Origin of the sequence: Variovorax sp. UMC13, assembly GCF_014170375.1 — a bacterium.
In the GTDB taxonomy this organism is placed as follows: Bacteria; Pseudomonadota; Gammaproteobacteria; order Burkholderiales; family Burkholderiaceae_C; genus Variovorax.
This window is the reverse complement of the sequence record NZ_LZZW01000017.1, coordinates 1-21356: the sequence shown is the minus strand read 5'-3', so window position 1 is coordinate 21356 and position 21356 is coordinate 1. Positions and strand designations below refer to the sequence as shown.

19 protein-coding genes are annotated in these 21356 nt (G+C 70.1%); 11 read left to right on the top strand and 8 right to left on the bottom strand.

Features of this window, described 5'->3' with window-relative positions; translation table 11 throughout:
• The first annotated feature begins 136 nt into the window (after positions 1 to 136).
• Together A9977_RS14395 and A9977_RS14390 are read left to right on the top strand one after the other, a co-directional pair.
• Complete coding sequence (locus tag A9977_RS14395) at positions 137 to 2176, top strand: carboxylesterase family protein (RefSeq protein ID WP_183025541.1); 2040 nt, start codon at positions 137 to 139, stop codon at positions 2174 to 2176.
• Between the two features lie 107 nt (positions 2177 to 2283).
• Positions 2284 to 4308: a carboxylesterase/lipase family protein gene (locus A9977_RS14390; protein WP_183025540.1), complete on the top strand. Its 2025-nt coding sequence runs from the start codon at positions 2284 to 2286 to the stop codon at positions 4306 to 4308.
• A 45-nt stretch (positions 4309 to 4353) separates the two neighbouring features.
• Here A9977_RS14390 and A9977_RS14385 read toward each other — a convergent pair whose 3' ends face one another.
• Positions 4354 to 5334, bottom strand: a complete 981-nt coding sequence (locus A9977_RS14385) for an AraC family transcriptional regulator (protein WP_259651975.1) — start codon at positions 5332 to 5334, stop codon at positions 4354 to 4356.
• A gap of 125 nt (positions 5335 to 5459) precedes the next feature.
• Between A9977_RS14385 and A9977_RS14380 the strand changes: the two genes are divergently transcribed.
• The 5 genes from A9977_RS14380 (at position 5460) to A9977_RS14360 (ending at position 10676) form a co-directional block, all read left to right on the top strand.
• The gene (locus tag A9977_RS14380) at positions 5460 to 6173 is read left to right on the top strand and encodes a fumarylacetoacetate hydrolase family protein (protein WP_183025539.1); all 714 of its coding nucleotides are present in this window, start codon (positions 5460 to 5462) and stop codon (positions 6171 to 6173) included.
• A 37-nt stretch (positions 6174 to 6210) separates the two neighbouring features.
• The gene (locus tag A9977_RS14375) at positions 6211 to 7089 is read left to right on the top strand and encodes a polysaccharide deacetylase family protein (RefSeq protein ID WP_183025538.1); all 879 of its coding nucleotides are present in this window, start codon (positions 6211 to 6213) and stop codon (positions 7087 to 7089) included.
• Positions 7090 to 7176: 87 nt separating this feature from the next.
• Complete coding sequence (locus A9977_RS14370; RefSeq protein WP_183025537.1) at positions 7177 to 8433, top strand: MFS transporter; 1257 nt, start codon at positions 7177 to 7179, stop codon at positions 8431 to 8433.
• A gap of 2 nt (positions 8434 to 8435) precedes the next feature.
• Positions 8436 to 9185 carry a sulfite exporter TauE/SafE family protein gene (locus A9977_RS14365; protein WP_183025607.1) on the top strand — a complete coding sequence of 250 codons (750 nt, stop codon included), beginning with the start codon at positions 8436 to 8438 and terminating at the stop codon, positions 9183 to 9185.
• Positions 9186 to 9230: 45 nt separating this feature from the next.
• Positions 9231 to 10676 (top strand): amidohydrolase family protein, encoded by a 1446-nt coding sequence (locus tag A9977_RS14360; protein ID WP_183025536.1) that lies wholly within the window; start codon positions 9231 to 9233, stop codon positions 10674 to 10676.
• Positions 10677 to 10801: 125 nt separating this feature from the next.
• On the opposite strand, the gene rpsT is transcribed toward A9977_RS14360, so the two are convergent.
• On the bottom strand, positions 10802 to 11116 hold the full coding sequence (gene rpsT, locus A9977_RS14355; RefSeq protein WP_183025535.1) for a 30S ribosomal protein S20: 315 nt from the start codon (positions 11114 to 11116) through the stop codon (positions 10802 to 10804).
• Positions 11117 to 11387: 271 nt separating this feature from the next.
• Between rpsT and murJ the strand changes: the two genes are divergently transcribed.
• Genes murJ through yccS form a run of 4 tightly spaced genes read left to right on the top strand, consistent with a single transcriptional unit; the run spans position 11388 to position 16541 of the window.
• Entirely contained in the window at positions 11388 to 12953 is a 1566-nt protein-coding gene (gene murJ, locus A9977_RS14350) for a murein biosynthesis integral membrane protein MurJ (RefSeq protein ID WP_183025534.1), read from the top strand.
• 58 nt (positions 12954 to 13011) lie between these two features.
• The gene (locus tag A9977_RS14345; RefSeq protein ID WP_183025533.1) at positions 13012 to 13863 is read left to right on the top strand and encodes a SirB1 family protein; all 852 of its coding nucleotides are present in this window, start codon (positions 13012 to 13014) and stop codon (positions 13861 to 13863) included.
• Positions 13863 to 14264, top strand: a complete 402-nt coding sequence (locus A9977_RS14340; RefSeq protein WP_183025532.1) for a VOC family protein — start codon at positions 13863 to 13865, stop codon at positions 14262 to 14264. The genes A9977_RS14345 and A9977_RS14340 overlap by 1 nt, the downstream gene beginning before the upstream one ends.
• A 48-nt stretch (positions 14265 to 14312) precedes the next feature.
• Positions 14313 to 16541: a YccS family putative transporter gene (gene yccS, locus A9977_RS14335; protein WP_183025531.1), complete on the top strand. Its 2229-nt coding sequence runs from the start codon at positions 14313 to 14315 to the stop codon at positions 16539 to 16541.
• A gap of 12 nt (positions 16542 to 16553) precedes the next feature.
• On the opposite strand, the gene A9977_RS14330 is transcribed toward yccS, so the two are convergent.
• The 6 genes from A9977_RS14330 to purM form a co-directional block, all read right to left on the bottom strand.
• The gene (locus A9977_RS14330) at positions 16554 to 17534 is read right to left on the bottom strand and encodes a GlxA family transcriptional regulator (protein WP_183025530.1); all 981 of its coding nucleotides are present in this window, start codon (positions 17532 to 17534) and stop codon (positions 16554 to 16556) included.
• A 28-nt stretch (positions 17535 to 17562) separates the two neighbouring features.
• The gene (locus tag A9977_RS14325) at positions 17563 to 18123 is read right to left on the bottom strand and encodes an isochorismatase family protein (RefSeq protein ID WP_183025529.1); all 561 of its coding nucleotides are present in this window, start codon (positions 18121 to 18123) and stop codon (positions 17563 to 17565) included.
• Between the two features lie 101 nt (positions 18124 to 18224).
• A complete protein-coding gene (locus tag A9977_RS14320; protein WP_183025528.1) occupies positions 18225 to 18587 on the bottom strand; it encodes a DUF1428 domain-containing protein in 363 nt (120 codons plus the stop codon).
• Between the two features lie 56 nt (positions 18588 to 18643).
• On the bottom strand, positions 18644 to 19069 hold the full coding sequence (locus tag A9977_RS14315) for a VOC family protein (protein ID WP_183025527.1): 426 nt from the start codon (positions 19067 to 19069) through the stop codon (positions 18644 to 18646).
• Between the two features lie 137 nt (positions 19070 to 19206).
• Positions 19207 to 20268, bottom strand: coding sequence for a permease (locus A9977_RS14310; protein WP_310936137.1), 1062 nt, complete (start codon positions 20266 to 20268; stop codon positions 19207 to 19209).
• Between the two features lie 28 nt (positions 20269 to 20296).
• Positions 20297 to 21337, bottom strand: a complete 1041-nt coding sequence (purM, locus tag A9977_RS14305) for a phosphoribosylformylglycinamidine cyclo-ligase (protein WP_183025526.1) — start codon at positions 21335 to 21337, stop codon at positions 20297 to 20299.
• Positions 21338 to 21356: the final 19 nt, after the last annotated feature.

The window sequence follows — 21356 nt, the reverse complement described above, 5'->3', positions numbered from 1 at the left end:
TACGCATCGCCAGCCAGGGTTATCTCTAATTCAAGTGAATTAATTCAGTGGAATTATCACGCCGTGCCATCCGCAGGTGGCGCCGGCCGTGCGCGAGCGAGGGCCGCATGAACTGAACAGAACAAGGAGACATCCCATGAACCAGTGCGCGGCCTCGGCCGACCGACGCAATCCCGCCAGTTTCTGGCTCACGGCGCTGGCCAGCGCCGCGATGCTGCTGGGTTGCGGCGGCGGGGGAAGGAGCGGGGTCACGCTGGCCGACCCGCCACCGGAGGTCGCGCCCACGCCGCCGGACACCTCGGCTTCGCTCTCGGGCACCTTCGCCGGCGGCCCGGTGATCGGCCTGGACTACAGCGGTTCGGTGAGCGGCGCGCGCCGGACCGACGGCGAGGGCCGCTACCGCTATGCCGCGGGCGAGACTTTGCGCTTCGCGATCGGCGATCTGCCGCTGGGCTCGGCGCCTGCGGCCGACGCGCTCTCGCCCCTGGTGCTCGGCAAGGCGAGCAACGCGTCGGCGCCCGAGGCGAGCAACCGGCTGGTGCTGCTGCAGACGCTGGACGTCGACGGCGACCTGAACAACGGCATCCAGCTCAGCGATGCGGTGCGGGACATCGTCTCGAAGCACGCGCGGGCGATCGATTTCAGCCAGCCATCGGCGGCATTCCGCGCCAGCCTCGCGCCGCTGCTGGCGGCGCTCGAGGAGGCCAAGGCCTTCACCGACCTGGACCCGCGGCCGCGCACGGCGAAGGGGGCTGCCGCCGCGCAGGAGCATTTCCAGCGAGCCACCAAGCCCCGCCAGGTGGTGATGACCGCCGGGGGCGCCCTGCGTGGTTTCGAAGCCGGTCCCGCGGCATGGCAGTACCTCGGCATCCCTTACGCGCAACCGCCCGTGGGCGACCTGCGCTGGCGGGCGCCGCAGCCCGCGAAAGCCTGGAGTGGGGTGCGCGAAGCGGTGGCATGGCCCGACCAGTCCGCGCAGATCAGCGCGCTCGAGCGTTTCGGCGAAGGGGGCATGAGCGAGGACTCGCTCTATCTGCACGTGACCGTGCCCAAGAGCGCCTCGAAGCTGCCCGTGATGGTGTGGTTCCACGGCGGCGGCTTCACCTCGTTGACTGGCAACACCAAGCCTTTCAACAACCCTGGCGCACTGGTCGGCAAGGGCGTGGTACAGGTGTCGGTCAACCATCGCCTCGGTCCCTTCGGCTACATCGCCCATCCGGCTTTGAGCGCGGAAAGCGGCTATGGCGGATCGGGCAACTATGGCCAGTTGGACCTGGTGATGGCCTTGAAGTGGGTCAAGGCCAACATCGCGGCCTTCGGTGGCGATCCCGACAACGTGACGATCTTTGGCGAGTCGGGCGGCGGCCGCAAGGTGCTGTCGCTCATGGCATCGCCCAGCGCGGCGGGGCTCTTCCACAAGGCGATCAGCCAGAGCGGCACCCTGATCCGCGACACGCGGACCCTGGCCTCGGCCGAGGCCATCGGCCTGGCGCTGCAGAAGCGGCTCGGCGCAGCGTCCATCGAAGAGATGCGCGGGCGGCCCTGGACCGAGATCGTGGCGGCCTCCGCGGCGCTCGTGCCATACACCAACATCGACAACCGGTACCTGCCGCACAGCGAGCGCGTGAGCTTCGAGTCGCGCACGCACAACGACGTCCCGTTCATGCTGGTGGTCAACACCAACGACACGCCCGACCCGATCGAGACGGCCCGGAACGTGCTGCCCTGGATGGCGCAACTCAGCGCCAGCAAGCACTACGCAGCGCTCTTCAGCCAGGTGCCGGGCGGATGGCGTGCCCGGGGCGTGAAGACCAACCATGCGGGCGAACTGCCCTATGTGTTCAATGCGCCGGAAAGCGTCGTCACCCACTATCTGCTGGACCTGGTGACCGACCCGGCCACCGGTTCGAAGCTGGCCATCGGCGACCTGAACGGCAATGGCGTCACCGGCTCCGCGGGCGATACCGAGGACATCCTCACCTCGGCCGGCTTCGACGGCGTCGACGCGCAGGCCATCGAGAACAGCCTGGCGATCTGGACCCAGTTCGCGAGGTCGGGCAGCCCCAGCGTGGCCGGCCTGGTCGACTGGCCCGCCTATGTCCCGTCGACGGACCTCTACGTGGAGCTCGGGGCATCGCCGATCGTCCGCTCGGGCCTGTCCACCGTCTTCCCCTGATTCCCATCCTGAGCCTTGCGGCGAGGCATCGTGCCCCGCCGCGCCACAAAAACGGAGACTTCATGATCGAACGAATGGCTTCAAGCCGGTGCCTTCGCGGCACGACGATGTGCCTTGCTGCTCTGGCCAGTGCGGCGATGCTGCTGGGTTGCGGCGGCGGGGGAAGGAGCGGGGTCACGCTGGCCGACCCACCACCGGAGGTCGCGCCCACGCCGCCGGACACCTCGGCATCGCTCTCGGGGACCTTCGCCGGCGGCCCGGTGATCGGTCTGGACTACAGCGGTTCGGTGAGCGGCGCGCGCCGGACCGATGGCGAGGGCCGCTACCGCTATGCCGCGGGCGAGACCTTGCGCTTCGCGATCGGCGATCTGCCGCTGGGCTCGGCGCCTGCGGCCGATGCGCTCTCGCCCCTGGCGCTTGGCAAGGCGGGCACCGCGTCGGCGCCCGAGGCGAGCAACCGGCTGGTGCTGCTGCAGACGCTGGACGTCGACGGGGATTTGAACAACGGCATCCAGCTCAGCGATGCGGTGCGGGACATCGTCTCGAAGCACGCGCGGGCGATCGATTTCAGCCAGCCGTCGGCGGCATTCCGCGCCAGCCTGGCGCCGCTGCTGGCGGCGCTCGAGGAGGCCAAGGCCTTCACCGACCTGGACCCGCGGCCCCGCACGGCGAAGGGTGCTGCCGCCGCGCAGGAGCACTTCGCGCGTGCCACCGGCGCGCGTCATCAGGTCCAGACCACAGGGGGCGGGCTGCGCGGCTTCGAAGCCTCGCCCACGACCTGGCAGTACCTGGGCATCCCCTACGCGCAACCGCCGGTGGGGGCGCTCCGGTGGCGTCCGCCGCAGGCGGCCGGGACCTGGAACGGCACGCGTGAGGCGACTGCCTGGCCGGACCAGTCGGCCCAGAATCCCACGCTGGAGCCGCTGGGTGAAGGCGGCATGAGCGAGGACTCGCTCTACCTCCATGTGACGGCGCCCAAGAACGCTTCGAAGCTGCCGGTGATGGTCTGGTTCCACGGCGGTTCGTTCGCGATCCTCACCGCGAACTCCAGGCAGTACAACAACCCCGAAGGCCTGCCGTCGAAGGACGTCGTGCTGGTCACCGTCAACCACCGCCTGGGCCCCTTCGGCTACCTCGCGCATCCGCTGCTTTCCGCGGAAAGCGGCCATGGCGGCTCGGGCAACTACGGCCAGATGGACCTGGTGATGGCGCTGCAATGGGTCCAGGCCAACGCCGCGGCCTTCGGCGGCGATCCGGGCAACGTGACGATCTTCGGCCAGTCGGGCGGGGGCGGCAAGGTCTACGCGCTCATGAACGCACCCGAAGCGGCCGGCCTGTTCCACAAGGCGATCGTGCAGAGCGGGGCGAACGCCATCGCGACCTCGGGCACGGCGGCCGCCTCGCTGGCCGGTGGCGAGGCGATCGGCAAGGCGATGTTCGATCGCGTGTCGGTGCGCACGCTGGCCGAGGCCCGTGCGCTGCCCTGGACGGCCTTCACCCAGGCCGACCTCGACGCCGGCATCCCGCGCGAGACCTACCGGCCCAATGTGGACTTCCGCCACCTGGTGAAGACCTACGGCCAGAACATGGTGGACGGCATGCCCAGCGACGTGCCGCTGATGGTCGGCGCCACCTCGGGCGACTACCCCTCGCTGCGCGCCGCGCTGCCGGTCTTCATGGCGCAGCGCACGCCGACCTACCGCTCGCCGCAGTTCGTCTACCGCTTCAGCCGGATCCCGGACGGCTGGGCCGGGATGGGCGTGCAGAGCGGGCACAGCGGCGAGCTGCCCTACCTGTTCAACTATCCGCTGGGCCTGGTGAGCAACTACACGATGGGACTGGTCCTCACGCCCGATGGCCGCAAGCCACCGATCGCCGACCTGAACGGCAATGGGGTCAGCGGCACGGCCGGCGACGCCGCCGACATCGCGGCGTCGATCGGCTGGGGGCCCGACGATGCGGCGGTCAGCGCGGCCACGATGACCCTCTGGACCCACTTCGCGAAGCACGGCGCGCCCGGCACGGCGGCCATCGACTGGCCGGCCTATGCGAGCGGCACCGAGCCGTACCTGGAGATCGGCCCGGGAGGCACGACGACCGTTCGCGGCGGGCTGGCCGGCGCGTTCCCCTGAAGAAGAGGGCGCCCGGCCGGCACGAGAAGGGCGAAGCGCCCGCGCTCACTCCTCCCAGGTGCGCGTCCCGCCCTGCTGGAAGCTGCGCCGGTAGGCCGAGGGCGTCGAGCCCACCATTTGCCGGAAGCGGCGCGCGAAGTGCGCGGGCTCGCCGAAGCCCGTGCTCTCGCCGATCTCCGCGGCCGAGGCGGCCGTGAACACCAGCAGCGTCTTGGCGCGCTCGATGCGGCGTTCGGTCACCAGCTCCAGGAAGGTCTTGCCGGTCTCGCCCTTGAGCAGGTGGGCCAGGTGCGTGGCCGAGACGTGGCTGGCCTGTGCCGCGTCGCCCAGCGTGAGCTCCTGCGCCAGGTTCTGGCTGATGTAGCGGATGCAGCGCAGCACCGCCGGCCGGTACGACTGCAGCGCCATGCCCCGCGCCTCGCAGTCGCGGAAGTCCTCGCCGTAGCGGCGCCACACCATGCCGATCAGGTGCAGCAGGTGGCTGCGGATCAGCAGGTGGCTGGCCGTGTCCTCGCCCGGCGGGCGCTGCGCCTCCTGCGCCATGCGCTCGCACAGATCTTGCAATTGCAGGGTTTCGTGCGCGTCGAAGCGGAAGTCCAGGCAGTGCTGGAAGCGGAAGGGCGCGAGCTCGGGCGCGCGCGACAGCGGCACCTCCGACAGTTCGAACACATCGAGGTCCAGCGCGGGCAGCAGGTAGTCCTTGCTGATGTTGATCACATGAAACACGCCGTCGGCCGCGTTCGGGATGTAGTGCACCAGAAAAGGCAGCACGAAGCTCACCGTGCCCGCGGCGATGGGGCGCTGGCTGCCACCGATGTAGTGCGTGGTCTCGCCGCGCGTGTTGACGTAGATCTGGAAGTACTCGTGCCGGTGCGGCACCGGGTTCGGCAGGCAGTTGCTCTGGTCGTGGATGCCGAAGTAGGCACGCTGCGCCCGCGCCGCCATCGTGTAGTTGCTGATCGCAGCACGCGCCGCACCGGCACGGGGCGGCGTGAGTTCGATGAGGGAAGAGGGCGCTGATTGCATGGAGGGAGCCGGTCGCAAGATCGCAAGGATTGCATAGCTTTGCGCAAGCCTGTGCGTTGAGGCCGGGGGGCCTCGTTCCTAGACTCTAGCAACGCTTCCTCAAACCTTCCAGAGAGACAAACCTGATGTCCGCCGAAACGAAAAATCCCCCCGCACCGATCCCCGAGGCCCTGCAGGTCCAGCCCGTGTCCATCGCCATCGTGGGCAGCGAGCAGCGCTTCCCGGTGCGCCGCGTCTACTGCGTGGGCCGCAACTACCTGGCCCACATCCGCGAGATGAAGGAGGGCGACGAGCGCGACCCGCCCTTCTTCTTCCAGAAGCCCGCCGACTCGGTCGTGACCGACGGCCGCGTGCCCTACCCGGTGCTGACGGACGATTTCCAGTTCGAGTTCGAGCTGGTCGTGGCCATTGGCAGCGAAGCCCAGGACGTGTCGCCCGAGGATTCGCTCGACCACGTGTTCGGCTATGCGGCCGGCCTGGACATGACGCGGCGCGACCGCCAGCGCGAATGCAACAAGCGCGGCCTGCCCTGGGAGCAGGGCAAGTCCTTCGACCACTCTGCGCCCTGCGGTGCCATCCATCCGGTGGCGCAGGTCGGCCACATCCGCTCGGGCGCGCTGAGCCTCACGGTCAACGGCGCTGCGCGGCAGGATTCAGTGCTCGAGAAGATGATCTGGAACGTGCACGAGATCGTCAGCGAGCTGTCCAGACAGTACCGGCTGTTCCCCGGCGACCTGATCTACACCGGCACGCCCGAAGGCGTGGGCCCGGTGCAGCGCGGCGACCGGCTGGTCGGCCGCATCGAGGGCCTCGCGCCCTTGCAGGTCGAGATCGTCTGAGCCCCCGTCACCGCATCGAAAGCAGGAGCAAGCAACCATGAAACCACTCGAACGCATCTCGTATTCGGCGATTTCCGACCGCCCCGCGCTCAAGCTGCCCGGCGGCAAGCGCCTGGCGGTCTGGGTCATCGTCAACGTCGAGGAATGGAACATCGACGAGACCATGCCCCGCACGGTGCTCACGCCGCCGGCCGGCGGCTCGCCGATGCCCGACATCCCGAACTGGGCCTGGCACGAGTACGGCAACCGCGTGGGCTTCTGGCGCATGCTGGAAGTGATCGACCAGCTGGGCATCGGCGCCACGCTGGCCATCAACGGCTCGGCCATCGCGGCCTACGAGCCGATCGCGCGCGCGGCCAAGGAACGCCAGTGGGAGTTCATCGGCCACGGCTTCGGCCAGCGCAACATGCAAAAGGTGCCGGACGAGGTCGAGGACATCGCCAAGACCACCGAGGCCATCCGCGCCTACACCGGCAAGCGCCCGCGCGGCTGGCTGGGCCCAGGCCTGACCGAGACCTGGCACACGCCCGACATCCTGGCCGAGCAGGGCTACGAGTACGTCTGCGACTGGGTGCTCGACGACCAGCCGGTGCAGCTCAAGACGCGCAACGGCGGCACCATCGTCAACGTGCCCTACACGCAGGAGTGCAACGACGTGGCGATGATGCTGATCCAGCACCACAAGGCCAGCGAGTACCGCGACCGCGCGATCGACCAGTTCGAGCAGCTCTACGCCGACGCCAAGGATTCGGCGCGCGTGATGGCGCTGGTGGTGCACCCCTACATCATGGGCGCGCCGCACCGCCTGCGTTACTTCCGCGAGGCGCTGGCCCACATCCAGGCGCATGAGGACGTGGCCTTCCTGACCGGCGAGCAGATCCTCGACTGGTACGGCGCCGCGCGCAACGCGGCCTGAACCCTTCGCCGGCGCGGCGCCGCCGGCGACCTTTCCAGAAGAAGCAACAACAGACAGATTTCTCGCCCGGCGAGAAGGAGACAAACCGTGCAATCCTCAACCTCGGCCCTTCCCTCGGCCGGCGATGCGCGCCGCGAGGCGCCCATCACCGCGCTGGAGATCGGCATGTTCCTGGTGCTGCTGGCCTCGTACGCGCTCAACGCGATGGACCGGCAGATCTTTCCGCTGATCGCGGCCGACGTGCGCCGCGAGTTCGGCTTCGGCCTGGCCGACACCGGCCTGCTGTCGACCATCTTCACGCTGGGCATGGCCGTGGCCGGCGTGCCCACCGGCTACCTGCTGGCGCGGCTGTCGCGCAAGGCGGTGCTGCAGATCGGCATCGCGATCTTCTCGGCCGGCACGCTGCTGACCGCCTACTCGCACGGCTTCGCCGACATGATCCTCTACCGCGCCGCCACCGGCATCGGCGAGGCCATGCAGCTCACGGTGGTGATCGCGATCGCCGCCAGCTACTTCGCGCGCTACCGGGCCACGGCCGTGGGTGCGATCAACTTCTCCTTCGGCATCGGCGCCATCGTCGGGCCGCTGCTGGGCGGCCACCTGATCGGCGCCGAGCGCGACTGGCGGCTGCCGCTGCTGGCCTTCGGCCTCGCGGGCTTCGGCGCCATGGCGCTGATCGCGGTCACCGTGAGCCGGCGCATGACCGAGAAGGTGGCGGCCGCCGGCACGCGCATCGACGAGCGCGGCGCCACGACGATGTGGAACCGCAACACCGTGCTGCTGACCGGCATGAGCGTGATCGGCGGGCTCTGCATCTACGGCTACCTGGGCATGTACCCGACCTTCCTGCGCGAGCACCTGCACTACACGCCGGCCGACACCGGCCGCGTGATGAGCATCTTCGGCTTCGGCGTGTTCGCCTCGATCTTCGGCGGCTGGCTCGGCGACCGCTTCCATCCCAAGCTCGTGCTGTCGCTGAGCTTCGGCGGCACCGGCCTGCTGGGCTTCCTGATGTTCTCGGGCCCGACCGGCATCGGCGTGCAGTCGGTGCTGTCCTTCGCCTGGGGCTTCGTGGTGAGCGGCGTGCTGTACGTGAACCTGGCCGGCTACCACATCAAGGCCGTGCGGGCCGCGCTCACCAACCGCGCCACGGGCGTGTTCGTGACGACGCTCTACGGGGCCGGCGCGTTTGCGGGCTTCCTCATCGGCGGCATCGCGGCGCGCTTCGGCTGGAGCGTGGCGGGCATCGTGCAGATCACGCTGCTGGCGGCGCTCGGCATCGTGCTCACGCTGCTGCTGCGCACCGACCGCATGGCGCTGCCGGCGCGCGCGAAGCAATCGTGATGGTGCTGGATGGGGCGCTTCTCGGCGGCGCCGCGGCCCTGGCGGGCGCGCTCAACGCGGTGGCGGGCGGCGGCAGCTTCCTGACCTTGCCGGCGCTGGCGATGGTCGGCGTGCCGCTGGTGTCGGCCAACGCCACCGGCACCGCCGCACTGCTGCCGGGCTACCTGGCCGGCGCCTGGGCCATGCGGCGCGAGTTGTCGGGGCCGATGTCGCCCTCGCTGCCGCGGCTGGCGGTGCTGTCGGTGCTGGGCGGCGCGGCCGGTGCGGCACTGCTGCTGTCGACCTCGAACCAGGCCTTTGCCCGCATCGTGCCCTGGCTGCTGCTGGCCGCGACCTTGCTGTTCGCGATCGGGCCGGGACTGGTGCGGCGCCGTTCCATCGATGCAAAACCGCGCGGCCCCTGGCTCGCCGACCTGGGGATCGTGGCCGTCGCGGTCTATGGCGGCTATTTCAACGGCGGCCTGGGCATCCTACTGCTCGCGGTGCTGGGCGCGCTCGGCCATACCGACATGGGCCGCATGAACGGCATCAAGAACTTCGTCTCGGCCATCCTGACGCTGATCGCCGTCGGGCTCTATGCGGCCAGCGGCGCGATCGTCTGGTCGCATGCGCTGTGGATGGCGCTGTTCGCCACGCTCGGCGGCTATGCGGGCGGCACGCTCGCACGGCGGCTGCGGCCCGACCTGGTGCGCGGCTTCGTGGTGCTCACTGGCCTCGCGATGACCGCGGCCTTCCTCTACAAGGTCCGCTGAGCGGGCCTCCCTTTTTTTCTTCTTCACCATCACGGGGCTCGGAACATGACAACAAGCAAGAGAGCGTTCATCCGCATGGCCGGCGCGCTGGCGGTCGCGACCACCGGTGCGCCGGCGCTGATCGGCGTGGCCTCGGCGCGCACGGCGCCCGCGGCCGCGCGCCGCGGCAGCTACCTGATCCGAAACGGCGCGGTGATCACGGTCGACCGCGCCACGGGCGTGCTGCCGCGTGCCGACCTGTGGGTGCGCGACGGCGTGATCGAGAAGATCGGGCGCGGCCTGCGCGCGCCGGGCGCCGAGGTCATCGATGCCAGCGACATGATCGTGATGCCGGGCTTCGTCAATTCGCACTACCACATGTGGAGCGCCATCGGCCGCAGCTTCACCGCGCGCGAGGGCGGCTTCTCCTACTACCCGGCCAAGGGCGCGACCTCGGTGCTGTATTCGGCCGAGGACTTCTACAACAGCGTGCTGCTGGGCTGCGCCGAGCTGGCCAACGGCGGCACCACCACCGTGCACAACTGGTCGCACAACACGCGCTCGCCGGCCCATGCCGACGCCGAGCTGCGCGCCCACCGGCAGGCGCTGCTGCGCGCCCGCTACGCCTACGGCCACGTCGACCAGATGCCGGCCGAGGAGGTCAACCGCTACCAGGACCTGCCGCGCGTGCAGCGCGAGTGGTTCGGCGAGCGCTCGCCGCTCGACGGCCTGGTGCACCTGGGGTTGAACCTGCGCGGTCCGCAGCAGAGCACCGATGCGGTGTTCCACGAGGAGATGAAGTTTGCCAAGGCCAGCGGGCTGCCGGTGGCGATCCACGCGCCGCAGGAGTTGCCCAACAACGTCGATGCGGTCGACTACGAGCGGCGCGGCTACCTGGGGCCGGATTTCATGATCGCCCACTACGTGCCGGCCACGCCGGCCGACCTGGCGGCCATGGCGCGCACCCGCACGCCGCTGAGCTTCGCCACGCACTCCGAACTGCGCCTGAGCAGCACCGGCGATGCACGCGCCGCGCTGTTCGCGATGCGCGCGGCCGGGCTGACGATCTCGCTGTCGAGCGACGCCACCTCGATCGCGCCGCCGGACATGTTCGAGATGATGCGCTTCACCTGGAACCTGGGCGTGCCCTGGACCGACACGCCCAGCGAGAAGGCCCAGGCCGTGGGCGTGCAGGAGGTGATCGAGATGGCGACGATCAACGGCGCCAGGGCCATGGGCCTGGCCGAGGTCACCGGTTCGCTCACCGAGGGCAAGCGCGCCGACATCATCCTGGTGCGGACCCGGGACCTGAACATGTGGCCGGTCGGCAACATCGAGACCGCGATCGTGCAGGGCGGGACCGGCAGCAACGTCGACACCGTGCTGGTCGACGGCCGCATCCTCAAGCGCAACGGCCGGCTGACGGCCTACAACCTGGCGCAGATCCGCCAGCGGGCCCAGGCCTCGGCCACCCGAATCCGGGCCGCGGCGGGGGACAAGCTGGTCTTCTGATCGTTTGTCGGGAACGCAGAAATGAAAAAACCGCCCGAAGGCGGTTTTTCACTTTTTGCACTTTGCTGCAGCGCACCCCTGTCAAACGGCGGACTGGAAACCAGTCCGGGCTTGGCCTGACAGGGTCAGGCGGCGGTGGCCGGTGCGGCCAGGGCGAGTGCCTTGACCTTGGCCGACAGGCGGCTCTTGTCGCGAGCAGCCTTGTTCTTGTGGAAGATGCCCTTGTCGGCGACGGTGTCGACGATGCTCTGGGCCTTCGCGAAGAGTTCGGTGGCCTTGGTCTTGTCGCCGGCCAGCACGGCCTTCTCGACGTTCTTGACCGCGGTACGGTATTTGGAGCGCAGCGAGGTGTTCGCGGCGTTGAGCTTGACGTCCTGGCGGACGCGCTTGCGGCCCGACGCCAGGCGCGGGTTCTTCTTTTTGGGTTTTGCGGATGCCATGATTTAGGTTCCTTGTGTCTGGGGATGATGCAGCAAAGCCAAACATTATAGCCCGCCCCCGAGGGCTCGCGCACTTCGTGTCGCTTCGCCTTCCCCCTCCGGGGGCGACACCAGCGGCCCGGCGAAGCCGGTTCCGCGGTGTCCCTGGACTTTCGCTGGGGAAATTTGGGCCGTATCGACGGGTTTGCGCTCCCGGTGCTCCGGTGCCCGGTTTCGCCTTTTCTGGCCTGCGGGCCGGGCGCGGGGTGGGGGGAGCCTACACTTCCGCGCCGTGTCCCTGCTCAAATCCGCCTCCACCGTTTCGCTCCTGACCCTCGCTTCGCGGGTTGCGGGCCTGGTCCGTGATCTGCTGATGGCTTCGGTGTTCGGCGTGAGTGCGCTGACCGATGCCTTCAATGTCGCATTCCGCATTCCCAACCTCTTCCGCCGGGTGCTGGGGGAGGGGGCGTTCAGCCAGGCCTTCGTGCCGGTGCTGGCGGCCACGCGCACCGAGCAGGGCGACGCGGGGGCGCGGGCGCTGGTGGACCATGTGGCGACGCTGCTGACCTGGACGCTGGTGCTGCTGTGCATCGCCGGGGTGCTGGGCGCGCCGCTGATGGTCTGGGGCATGGCCAGCGGGCTGCAGCAGACGGCCCAGGGCTACGAGGCGGCCGTCTTCATGACGCGCTGGATGTTCCCCTACATCGGCTTCATGTCGCTGGTGGCGCTGGCCGGGGGCGTGCTCAACACCTGGCGCAAGTTCGCGGTGCCGGCGGCCTCGCCGGTGCTGCTCAACGTGGCGCTGATCCTGTCGATCCTGATCGGCGCGCCGCTGTTCCGGCGCTGGGGGATCGAGCCGATCTATGCGCAGTGCATCGGCGTGATGGTCGGCGGCCTGCTGCAGTTGGGCATCCAGCTGCCGGCGCTGCGGCGCATCGGCATGCTGCCGCGCGTGGGCGTGCGCTGGCGCGCGGTGCGCGCGGCCTGGGCCGACCCGACCACGCGCAAGATCGTCCGGCTGATGCTGCCGGCGCTGATCGGCGTGAGCGTGGCGCAGATCTCGCTGCTGATCAACACGCAGATCGCCTCGCACCTCGCGCCCGGCAGCGTCACCTGGGTCAGCTACGCCGACCGGCTGATGGAATTCCCGACCGCGATGCTGGGCGTGGCGCTGGGCGTGGTGCTGATGCCCCAGCTGGCCGGGGCCCGCGCGGCCAAGGACGACGCCCGCTATTCCTCGCTGCTCGACTGGGGCCTGCGCCTGGTCGTGCTGCTGTCGGTGCCCTGCGCGGTCGCGCTGCTGGTGTTTTCGGGGCCGCTGGTGGCGGTGCTGTTCCACTACGGTGCCCTCAAGGACGCCGACGTGCCGCGCATCGCGCTGGCGCTGGCGGGCTACGGCGCGGGCCTGGTCGGCATCGTCGCGATCAAGGTGCTGGCGCCCGGCTACTACGCCAAGCACGACATGCGCTCGCCGATGCGGATCGCCGTGGCCGTGCTGGTGCTGACCCAGCTGCTCAACCTGGTGTTGGTGCCGATCCTGCAGCACGCGGCGCTCACGCTCACCATCGCCATCGGCGCCGTGGTCAATGCGCTGTGGCTGCTGTGGGGCCTGATGCGGCGCGGCAGCTACCGGCCCGAGCCGGGGTGGCTGCGCTTCGTGCTCCAGGTGGTGGTGGCCTCGGCGCTGCTGGGCCTGCTGTTGTACTGGGGCGCGCACCATTTCGACTGGGTCGCGCTGCGGGCCCAGAAGCTGCAGCGCATCGGGCTGCTGGCGGCGCTGATCGCCGCCGCGGCCCTGCTGTACTTCTCGGCGCTGGCCCTGCTGGGCATCAAGCTGCGCAGTTTCATCAAGCGATAGCCCGCGCAGCGGGATGCCGTCGCCTTGACGCTCCCCGCGCGCTCCTCTACAAAGCCACATGACGTTCAGCTTCTCGGCGCCGACCGCCCTCGAATACTTCGATTCGCTCGTCAAGAGCGACGATCAGTTCCCGCTGCTCGAAGCCGCGGCCGCACTCGCCCAGGACGAATACCCCGAACTCGACGTGCAGCAGGTGCTGGGCGACATCGACCAGTTGCTGGCCCGTCTCAAGCGCCGGCTGCCGGCCGACGCGGCGCCGCTGGCCCGGCTGCGCGCGCTCAACCAGTTCTTCTTCCACGACCTGAGCTTCGGCGGCAACGTCAACGACTACTACGACCCGGACAACAGCTACCTCAACGCGGTGCTGCGCACCCGGCGCGGCATCCCGATCTCGCTGGCGGTGCTGTGGATGGAGCTGGCCCAGGGCCTGGGCCTGCAGGCGCGCGGCGTGGCTTTTCCCGGCCATTTCATGATCAAGGTCACGCTGCCCAAGGGGCAGGTGGTGATCGACCCCTTCAACGGCAAGTCGCTGTCGCGCGAGGAACTCAGCGAGCGCCTCGAGCCCTACAAGCGCAGCAACGGCCTGGTAGGCGATTTCGACATCCCGCTGGGCCTGTACCTGCAGGCGGCCGAGCCGCGGGAGATCATCGCGCGCATGCTGCGCAACCTCAAGGAAGTGCACCGCGCGCAGGAAGACTGGCAGCGCGTGATCGCGGTGCAGGACCGCCTGGTGGCGCTGCTGCCCGAGGCCTGGGCCGAGCACCGCGACCGCGGCCTGGCCCATGCCGCGCAGGGCCACACGGCGCTGGCGGTGCGCGACCTCGAAACCTACCTCCAGCATGCCGAGGAGGCACTCGACATCGATGCCGTGGCCGAGCAGGTTGCGGCGCTGCGCCGCGCGAGAAGCTGATGGCCGACGACCTCGGCACCCGGCACCAGTTCCATGGCGTGCAGCCGGTGCTGCCGGTGGCCGACGCGGCGCGCGCGGCGCGTTACTTCAGCGAGGTGCTGGGTTTCGAGCTGGACTTCATCGCGGGCGAACCCCCCAGCTACGCGCGGGTCAAGAAGGGCGACCGCAGCTACGGCGACCCGGTCTACATCCGCCTGTGGCAATGCAACACGCGCGAGGCCCGGCCCTGGCGCGGCGAGATCGTGATCCATGTCGGCCATGACCTCGACGGCCTGCATGCGGCCTACGTCAAGCGCGGCGTCGACGTCATCGAGCCGCCCACCTCGCATCCCTGGGGCCTGCGCGAGTTCGCGATCCGCGAGCCCGACGGCCACGTGCTGCGCTTCTGCGGCTACCTCTAGCGGCCGCGCGCCACGGCGCGGCAGGCACGCATCCTGCTGCAGGACACCATGACCGAACACGCCCTCACCCTGTCGCCCCGCCGCTGGCTGTTCGCCGCCGGCGGCCAGCCGCTGCGGGTGCTGCTGGCGCTGGGCAGCCTGATGCTCTTCTGCGTGCTCTCGGGCCTGTCGCATGCACTGATCCCGCTGGCGCTGGGCACCATCGCGAGCGCACTGGCCGAGACCGACGACAGCTGGCAGGGCCGCTGGCGCGCGCAGGCGCTCACGCTGGCCTGCTTCGCCGCCATGGCCTTCACGATCGAGGCGCTGTTCGGCCGGCCCTGGCTGTTCATCATCGGCCTGGCCTTCTCGGCCTTCGCGCTGACCATGCTGGGCGCGATCGAGGCGCGCTTCAAGGCCATCGGCCACGCCACGCTGATCCTGGCGATGTACACCACGCTGAGCCTCGACCACGTGGCCGCCACCGAGCCGCGCTGGCACGAAGTGGCGCTGCTGCTGGCGGGCGCGGCCTGGTACGGCGCCTGGTCGGTGGGCTGGGCCGCGCTGTTCCCGGCCGAGCCGGTGCAGGCGCTGCTGGTGCGGCTGTTCGATGCGCTGGGCGGCTATGTGCGTTTCAAGGCCTCGCTGTTCGAGCCGCTGCGCGGTGTCGATATCGAGCGCAAGCGGCTGTCGCTGGCGCAGCTCAACAGCCGCGTGGTGGCCGAGCTCAACGCGGCCAAGGAGAGCATCTTCCGGCGCGTCGGCAGCCGTGCGCCCACCGGCCGCATCACGCGCTATCGCGGGCTCTACCTGATCGCGCAGGACGTGCACGAGCGCGCCAGCTCCTCGCACGACGACTACAACGCGCTGGCCGACGCCTTCTTCCACAGCGACGTGCTCTACCGCTGCCAGCGCGTGCTGGCGCTGCAGGGCGAGGCCTGCCAGCGGCTGGCGCTGTCGATCGCGCGGCGCGAGCCCTTCGTGGTGGGCGGCGCGACGGTGCAGGCGCTGTCCGACCTGCGCAGCGCCATCGCGCACGAACGCGCGCGCGACGACACGCCGCAGCGGCGCGCGCTGCTGGCCTCGGTCGAGGCGCTGGCGCGCAACCTGGCGCTGCTCGACGGCCAGCTCGCGGGCGCGAGCCAGCCCGAGGCCCAGGCCGGGCGCACCGACATGGACCTCTACGACCGCTCGCCGCGCAGCGGACGCGATGCGCTCGAGCGCGTGCGGCGCCAGCTCACGCCGCGCACGCCGCTGTTCCGCCATGCGGTGCGGCTCGCGGTGGCGCTGGTGGCCGGCTACGGCCTGATGCAGTGGATCCACCCGGCGCAGGGCTACTGGATCCTGCTGACCACGCTGTTCGTCTGCCAGCAGACCTATGGCGAGACCATGGCGCGCATGGGCCAGCGTGTGGCGGGCACGGCCCTGGGCGTGGTGCTGGGCTGGGCCGTGCTCACGCTGTTCCCGCTGCCCTGGCTGCAGTCGCTGGTGGCGGTGGCCGCCGGCGTGTTCTTCTTCGCCGCCCGCGCCCGCCGCTACCTGCTCGCGACCGCCGCGATCACGCTGCTGGTGCTGATGTTCTTCAACCAGGTCGGCGACAGCGGCCTGCTGCTGTGGCCGCGGCTGATCGACACCGCCATCGGCAGCGCGCTCGCGGGCCTGGCCATGGTGCTGGTGCTTCCGCACTGGGCCGCGCGCCGCATCAACGCGCTGGCCGCCGACGCGATGCGCGCCCATGCCGCCTACCTGCGGCAGATCGGCGCCCAGTACCGCTCGGGCGCGCGCGACGACCTGGCCTACCGGCTCGCGCGGCGCAACGCCCACAACGCCGATGCGGCGCTGTCCACCGCGGTCAGCGACATGTTCCGTGAGCCCGGCGTGGTGCGTCCGCACGCGGGCGTGGCGCTGCGCTTCCTGATCCGTTCGCACACGCTGCTGAGCTATGTGTCGGCGCTGGGCGCGCACCGCATCGCGCTGGCACAGGCGCAGTCGGCCGCCGCCCTGCAGCAGAGCATCGAGGGCGGCGCGGCGGCGCTCGACGGGCTGGCGTCGGCTTTCGAACGCGGCGCGCCCGAGGCCGGCGGCGGCGCGGCGGGCCAGCCGGTGCGCGAGGCGCTCGCGCTGGCGGTCGCACCCGATGCTGACGAGCCCGTCGCGCTGGTGCGCACGCAGCTGGGCCTGATCGCGCTGCAGATCGATGCGCTGGGCGCACACACCGAGGAATGGCTGCGCGCGGCCGCGGCGCCAGCGCCCGGCCCGGCGCCCATCGCGACCGAAGGCAGCGGCGGCGCGCGCTGAGCCTGCTCCCGCTCAGTGGGTCTGCGTGCCCGCCGTCGACGGCGAGCCGGCCAGGCCGAACTGCCGCCAGGCGCGGCGCAGCTGGGTGTCGGAGCCGAAACCCGAGAGCTCGGCCGCGCGTGTGACGTTGGCCCCGGATTGCAGCGCGAGCTGGGCCGAGGCCAGCCGCAGGCGCCGCAGGTAGACCAGCGGCGCCACGCCCGCATGCGCCATGAAGAGCCGCGTGAGATGGCGCGGCGAGGTGTGGGCCACCTCGGCCATGCGCGGCACGGTCCAGTCGAACTGCGGCTGGGCGCTCACCGCGTCCTGCACCCGATGCAGCGCGGCGTGCAGGTGGTGGCGGTGGGCGAGAAAGGGCGAGAGCTCGGGGTCCTGCGGCCCGCGCCGCAGCGCGACCACCAGGGTCTGCGCGACCTGCGCCGCCAGCGCCTCGCCGCAGAGTTCGCCGATGCGGTGCAGCACCAGGTCGATGCCGGTGGTCACGCCCGCGCTGCTGTAGAGGGGCGGATCGAGCACGAACACGCGGTTGGCCACCACCTCGCAGCGCGGCTCCACGGCCCGCAGCTCGTCGAGGTGCTGGTGGTGCGTGGTGGCGCGCCGGCCCGCGAGCACGCCCGCATGCGCCGCCAGCACGGCGCCGGCGCAGATCGTGACCAGCTCCAGCTTGCCGCGCTCGAAGCGTTGTCCTCGCAGCCAGTGCAGCAGTTCCTGCGCCTCGGGCGTGTCGACCGCCAGCGTGCCGCCGGGCAGGCCGACCAGCACGATCCAGCCCGGGTGCTCGCTGGGCGGCGGCAGCGCGGACAGGCCGGCCAGCGTGATGCCGACCGAGCCCACCGAGGTCGGCCGCGGGCTCGCGAACGCGATCTCGAAGCGCGCCGGCTGGCCCGCGGCGCGCAGCAGCTGGTTGGCGATGCGCAGCGCCTCGGCCGGGCCGGCCCAGTCCAGCACCAGGCTGTCGGGCAGCAGCACGAAGACGACGCGGATCGGGTCCATGGCCAGACCGTGCGTGCCGCGCGCGGCCTCAGGCCACGGCGCGTTCGAGCGCCTGCGCCACGCTGCAGACGTCCGCGAAGCGGTCCTGCAGCACCGTGGCCGTGCGGGCCTTGATGTCGGCGGCGGGCAGCGGCCGGCCGTCCGGCTGGGTCATGTCGAAGGTCAGCGTGGCATCGAGCACATAGTCGATCTTCCAGCCCAGGTCGGAGGCGTGGCGGGCCGTGGTCTCGCAGCATTGCTCGGTGCGGATGCCGCTGACGATGATCCGGCCGATGCCGTTCTGCGTGAGCCAGACGTCGAGCCCGGTGTTGACCAGCGCGCTGTGCCGGTGCTTGGTGAAGCGCGCCGCCGGCTCGAAGTCGGCCAGGCCCTCGAGCGGACGCACATGGCCCGAGGCGAGGGCGAAGGGGTTGTCGCTGCGCTCCGGCCCGTCGACGTGGAACACGCGAAGGATCGGCACGCCGGCCGCGCGGCAGCCGTCGATGAGCGCGTTCTGGGCCGCCAGGTAGGCGCCCATGTCGCGCTCGGTGCTGTAGGGGCGGTGGCGGAACGACTCCTGGGCGTCGATCACTATGAGACAGGTTTTCATGGCAGGGTGCACAAGGCGTGGTGGGATGGTGCGCCCTATTCTTCAGGGCGGCAAGCCCGCCGTCCGTGCCATGCCGGACCTGTGTCGATCAATTCAGGACATCACAGCTCGACCAGCGTCTTGAAGCCGCCGAAGAACATGCGCTGGGCGTCGAAGGGCATGGCTTTCGGGTCCATCATCGATTTCAGGCGCGGATCGGCCATCACCTTGGCGTTGATCGCATCGCGCTGCTTGCGCGAGCTGTAGGCGATCCACGAGAACACCACCACCTCGTCCTCCTGCAGCTTGACGCTCTGCGGGAAGGAGGTGCTCTTGCCCGGCTTCACGTCGTCGGCCACGCACTCGATGTATTCCAGCGCGCCATGCTCGCGCCAGATCTTGCCGGCCTTCTGCGCCATGCGGCGATAGGCCGGCAGCTTGTCCTTGGGGACGGGAACGACGAAACCATCGACATAGCGGGCCATGGGAGTTCTCCTCGTGGTGTGGAAGTGCCAGCGCAGCAGCAGGTGGATCGGCGGCGTCACGCGGGCTTCGACATGCCGGCGTTGACCATCCAGGGCGTGCCGAAGCGGTCCGTGAACATGCCGAAGCGCTCGGCCCAGAAGGTCTTGGCCAGCGGCATCGTGACGGTGCCGCCCTCGGCCAGCGCGTTGAACACGCGCTCGGCCTCGGGCACCTCGTCGTAATTGAGCGTGAGCGAGAAGCCCTTCATCGGGTCGTAGGGCTTGCCCTCCATGTCGTCCGATGCCATCAGCACGCCGTGGTCGAAGCTCAGGCAGGCATGCATCACGCGCGCCGCCGAGGTGGCCGACAGCTTGTCGGCCTCGGCGCCGGGCATCTGAGCGTAGGTCATGACCTCGAGCTTGCCGCCGAGCACCTTCTTGTAGAAGGGCATGGCCTGGGCCGCGGTGCCGTCGAAGAAAAGATAGGCATTGAAGGAAGACATGGAAGCTCCTTGCGAGGGTGGGGCGTGGGATGCGGCGTTATTTGTGTACGCCGTCCACAAAGCGTAGCAAGGCGCCGTGACGGCGTCCAGACAAGACCCGTCCGCCATCGCGGGAACAGGGAGAAGAAAGCGAAGGCTCAGGCCAGCTGCGCGGCCTGAAGCTCCTTCTTGAGGTAGGCGTAGAACAGCGGCGCCGCCACCAGGCCCGCGGGCCCGAACACCGCCTCGGCCACGAACATCACGGCCAGCAGCTCCCACACCGCCATCTGGGTGCGGCTGCCCACCACCTTGGCGTTGATCACGTACTCGGCCTTGTGGATCAGGATCAGGAAGCCCAGGCAGGCCAGCGCCGTGACCGGCGACACCGAGAGCCCGACCACCGTGATCACCACGTTGCACAGCAGGTTGCCCACGATCGGCACCAGGCCGGCGACGAAAGTCAGCGTGATCAGCGCCGGCGTGTAGGGCAGGCGCAGGTCCCACAGCGGCAGCAGGAACAGCAGGAAGATGCCGGTCAGGAAGGTGTTGAAGGCCGCGATCCAGAACTGGGCCGCGACGATCTGGCCGAAGGTCTCGCCGAACAGCGTGATGCGCCGGTGCAGCTGCTGGGCCAGCGGGCGCCGCGTCGTGGCCGCGTGCGCGACGGCGGCGAGCGAGCCCACGATCAGGCCCACGTAGGCGAACAGCAGGCCGCCCAGCCAGGCGCGGCCGGTGAGCGCCAGCGCGCCGGCCTGGGCCCGCAGGTAGCCGGCGATCACGCGCTGGATCTCGGCCGCGCCCTCGGGCAGGTAGATCGCCACTTCGGGCGGCAGCTTGAGCCGCAGCTCGAGCACGGTGCGCGCGATGTAGTCGAGCAGTTCACGGTACTGCTCGGAGGCGTTGAGCACGAAGTCGCGCGCCTCGGAGAAGGCCAGCGCCATCAGCGCGATGGGCGCCAGCATCACCAGCGTGGCCGCGACGGTGCGCGCGGTCGGCGAGGTGGGGGCGCCGATGCGCGGCGGGGTCTTGACGCGCCGGCTGCGCCGCAGGCCGGCATCGATCACGCGCGCGAACCAGCGCGTGGCCAGGAAGCCGATGCAGACGCACAGCAGGCCGGGCAGCAGGCCCTGCCACATGACCAGCAACAGGGCCGCGGCGATCAGCACGTAGCTGGCAATCACCACGGGACGGGATCGGTCGGCGGCGGGGGCTTCGATCACGTGGCGGGGGGGCGTCGGCCGGGGCGGGTCAGGCGACGACGACGGCTGCGCCGGTACCGCGTTCGGCGATGGTGCCGATCTCGTGCACGGTCTCGCCGGCGGCGCGCAGCGTGGCGGCACAGGCGGCGGCCTCGGCCGCGTCGATCACCACCACCATGCCGATGCCGTTGTTGAAGGTGCGGTTCATCTCGATGTCGTCGATGCCGGCCACCTTCTGCAGCCAGGCGAACAGTTCGGTCTGTGGCCAGCTGCCCTTCTTCAGGTGGGCGGCCGTGCCTTCGGGCAGCACGCGCGGGATGTTCTCCAGCAGGCCGCCGCCGGTGATGTGGGCCAGCGCCTTGATCGGGTGCTTGCCCAGCGCCTCGAGCACCGGCTTCACGTAGAGGTGCGTGGGTTCCATGATGGCTTCGCGGAAGGGCTTGCCGTCCAGCGTGGCGGGCAGGTCGGCGCCCGCGCGCTCGATGACCTTGCGCACCAGGCTGAACCCGTTGGAGTGCACGCCGCTGGAGACCAGGCCCAGCACCACGTCGCCGGGCTTGACGTCCTGGCCGGTGAGGATCTTCGATTTCTCGACCGCGCCGACCGCGAAGCCCGCCAGGTCGTACTCGCCGGCCGGGTACATGCCGGGCATCTCGGCGGTCTCGCCGCCGATCAGCGCGCAGCCCGAGAGCTCGCAGCCGCGGGCGATGCCGCCGACCACGGCCGCGGCGGTGTCGACGTCGAGCTTGCCGCAGGCGAAATAGTCGAGGAAGAACAGCGGCTCGGCGCCCTGCACCAGCACGTCGTTGACGCTCATGGCGACCAGGTCGATGCCGACCGTGTCGTGCATCTGCCATTCGAAGGCCAGCTTGAGCTTGGTGCCCACGCCGTCGGTGCCGCTCACCAGCACCGGTTCCTTGTAGTGCTTGGGCACCTCGAACAGCGCGCCGAAACCGCCGATGCCGGCCAGCACGCCTTCGCGCATCGTCTTCTTGGCCAGGGGCTTGATGCGGTCGACCAGCGCGTCGCCTGCGTCGATGTCGACGCCGGCATCCTTGTAGCTGAGCGGGGTGTGGGTGGTGGAGTTCATGGGCAGGCGAGGCTTGACA

Bases quoted from the DNA above. Each gene is read 5' to 3' on its own strand.
- A9977_RS14395 (WP_183025541.1), top strand. From the start codon at position 137: ATGAACCAGTGCGCGGCCTCGGCCGACCGACGCAATCCCGCCAGTTTC.
- A9977_RS14390 (WP_183025540.1), top strand. From the start codon at position 2,284: ATGTGCCTTGCTGCTCTGGCCAGTGCGGCGATGCTGCTGGGTTGCGGC.
- A9977_RS14385 (WP_259651975.1), bottom strand. From the start codon at position 5,334: ATGCAATCAGCGCCCTCTTCCCTCATCGAACTCACGCCGCCCCGTGCC.
- A9977_RS14380 (WP_183025539.1), top strand. From the start codon at position 5,460: ATGTCCGCCGAAACGAAAAATCCCCCCGCACCGATCCCCGAGGCCCTG.
- A9977_RS14375 (WP_183025538.1), top strand. From the start codon at position 6,211: ATGAAACCACTCGAACGCATCTCGTATTCGGCGATTTCCGACCGCCCC.
- A9977_RS14360 (WP_183025536.1), top strand. From the start codon at position 9,231: ATGACAACAAGCAAGAGAGCGTTCATCCGCATGGCCGGCGCGCTGGCG.
- rpsT (WP_183025535.1), bottom strand. From the start codon at position 11,116: ATGGCATCCGCAAAACCCAAAAAGAAGAACCCGCGCCTGGCGTCGGGC.
- A9977_RS14345 (WP_183025533.1), top strand. From the start codon at position 13,012: ATGACGTTCAGCTTCTCGGCGCCGACCGCCCTCGAATACTTCGATTCG.
- A9977_RS14340 (WP_183025532.1), top strand. From the start codon at position 13,863: ATGGCCGACGACCTCGGCACCCGGCACCAGTTCCATGGCGTGCAGCCG.
- yccS (WP_183025531.1), top strand. From the start codon at position 14,313: ATGACCGAACACGCCCTCACCCTGTCGCCCCGCCGCTGGCTGTTCGCC.
- A9977_RS14330 (WP_183025530.1), bottom strand. From the start codon at position 17,534: ATGGACCCGATCCGCGTCGTCTTCGTGCTGCTGCCCGACAGCCTGGTG.
- A9977_RS14325 (WP_183025529.1), bottom strand. From the start codon at position 18,123: ATGAAAACCTGTCTCATAGTGATCGACGCCCAGGAGTCGTTCCGCCAC.
- A9977_RS14320 (WP_183025528.1), bottom strand. From the start codon at position 18,587: ATGGCCCGCTATGTCGATGGTTTCGTCGTTCCCGTCCCCAAGGACAAG.
- A9977_RS14315 (WP_183025527.1), bottom strand. From the start codon at position 19,069: ATGTCTTCCTTCAATGCCTATCTTTTCTTCGACGGCACCGCGGCCCAG.
- purM (WP_183025526.1), bottom strand. From the start codon at position 21,337: ATGAACTCCACCACCCACACCCCGCTCAGCTACAAGGATGCCGGCGTC.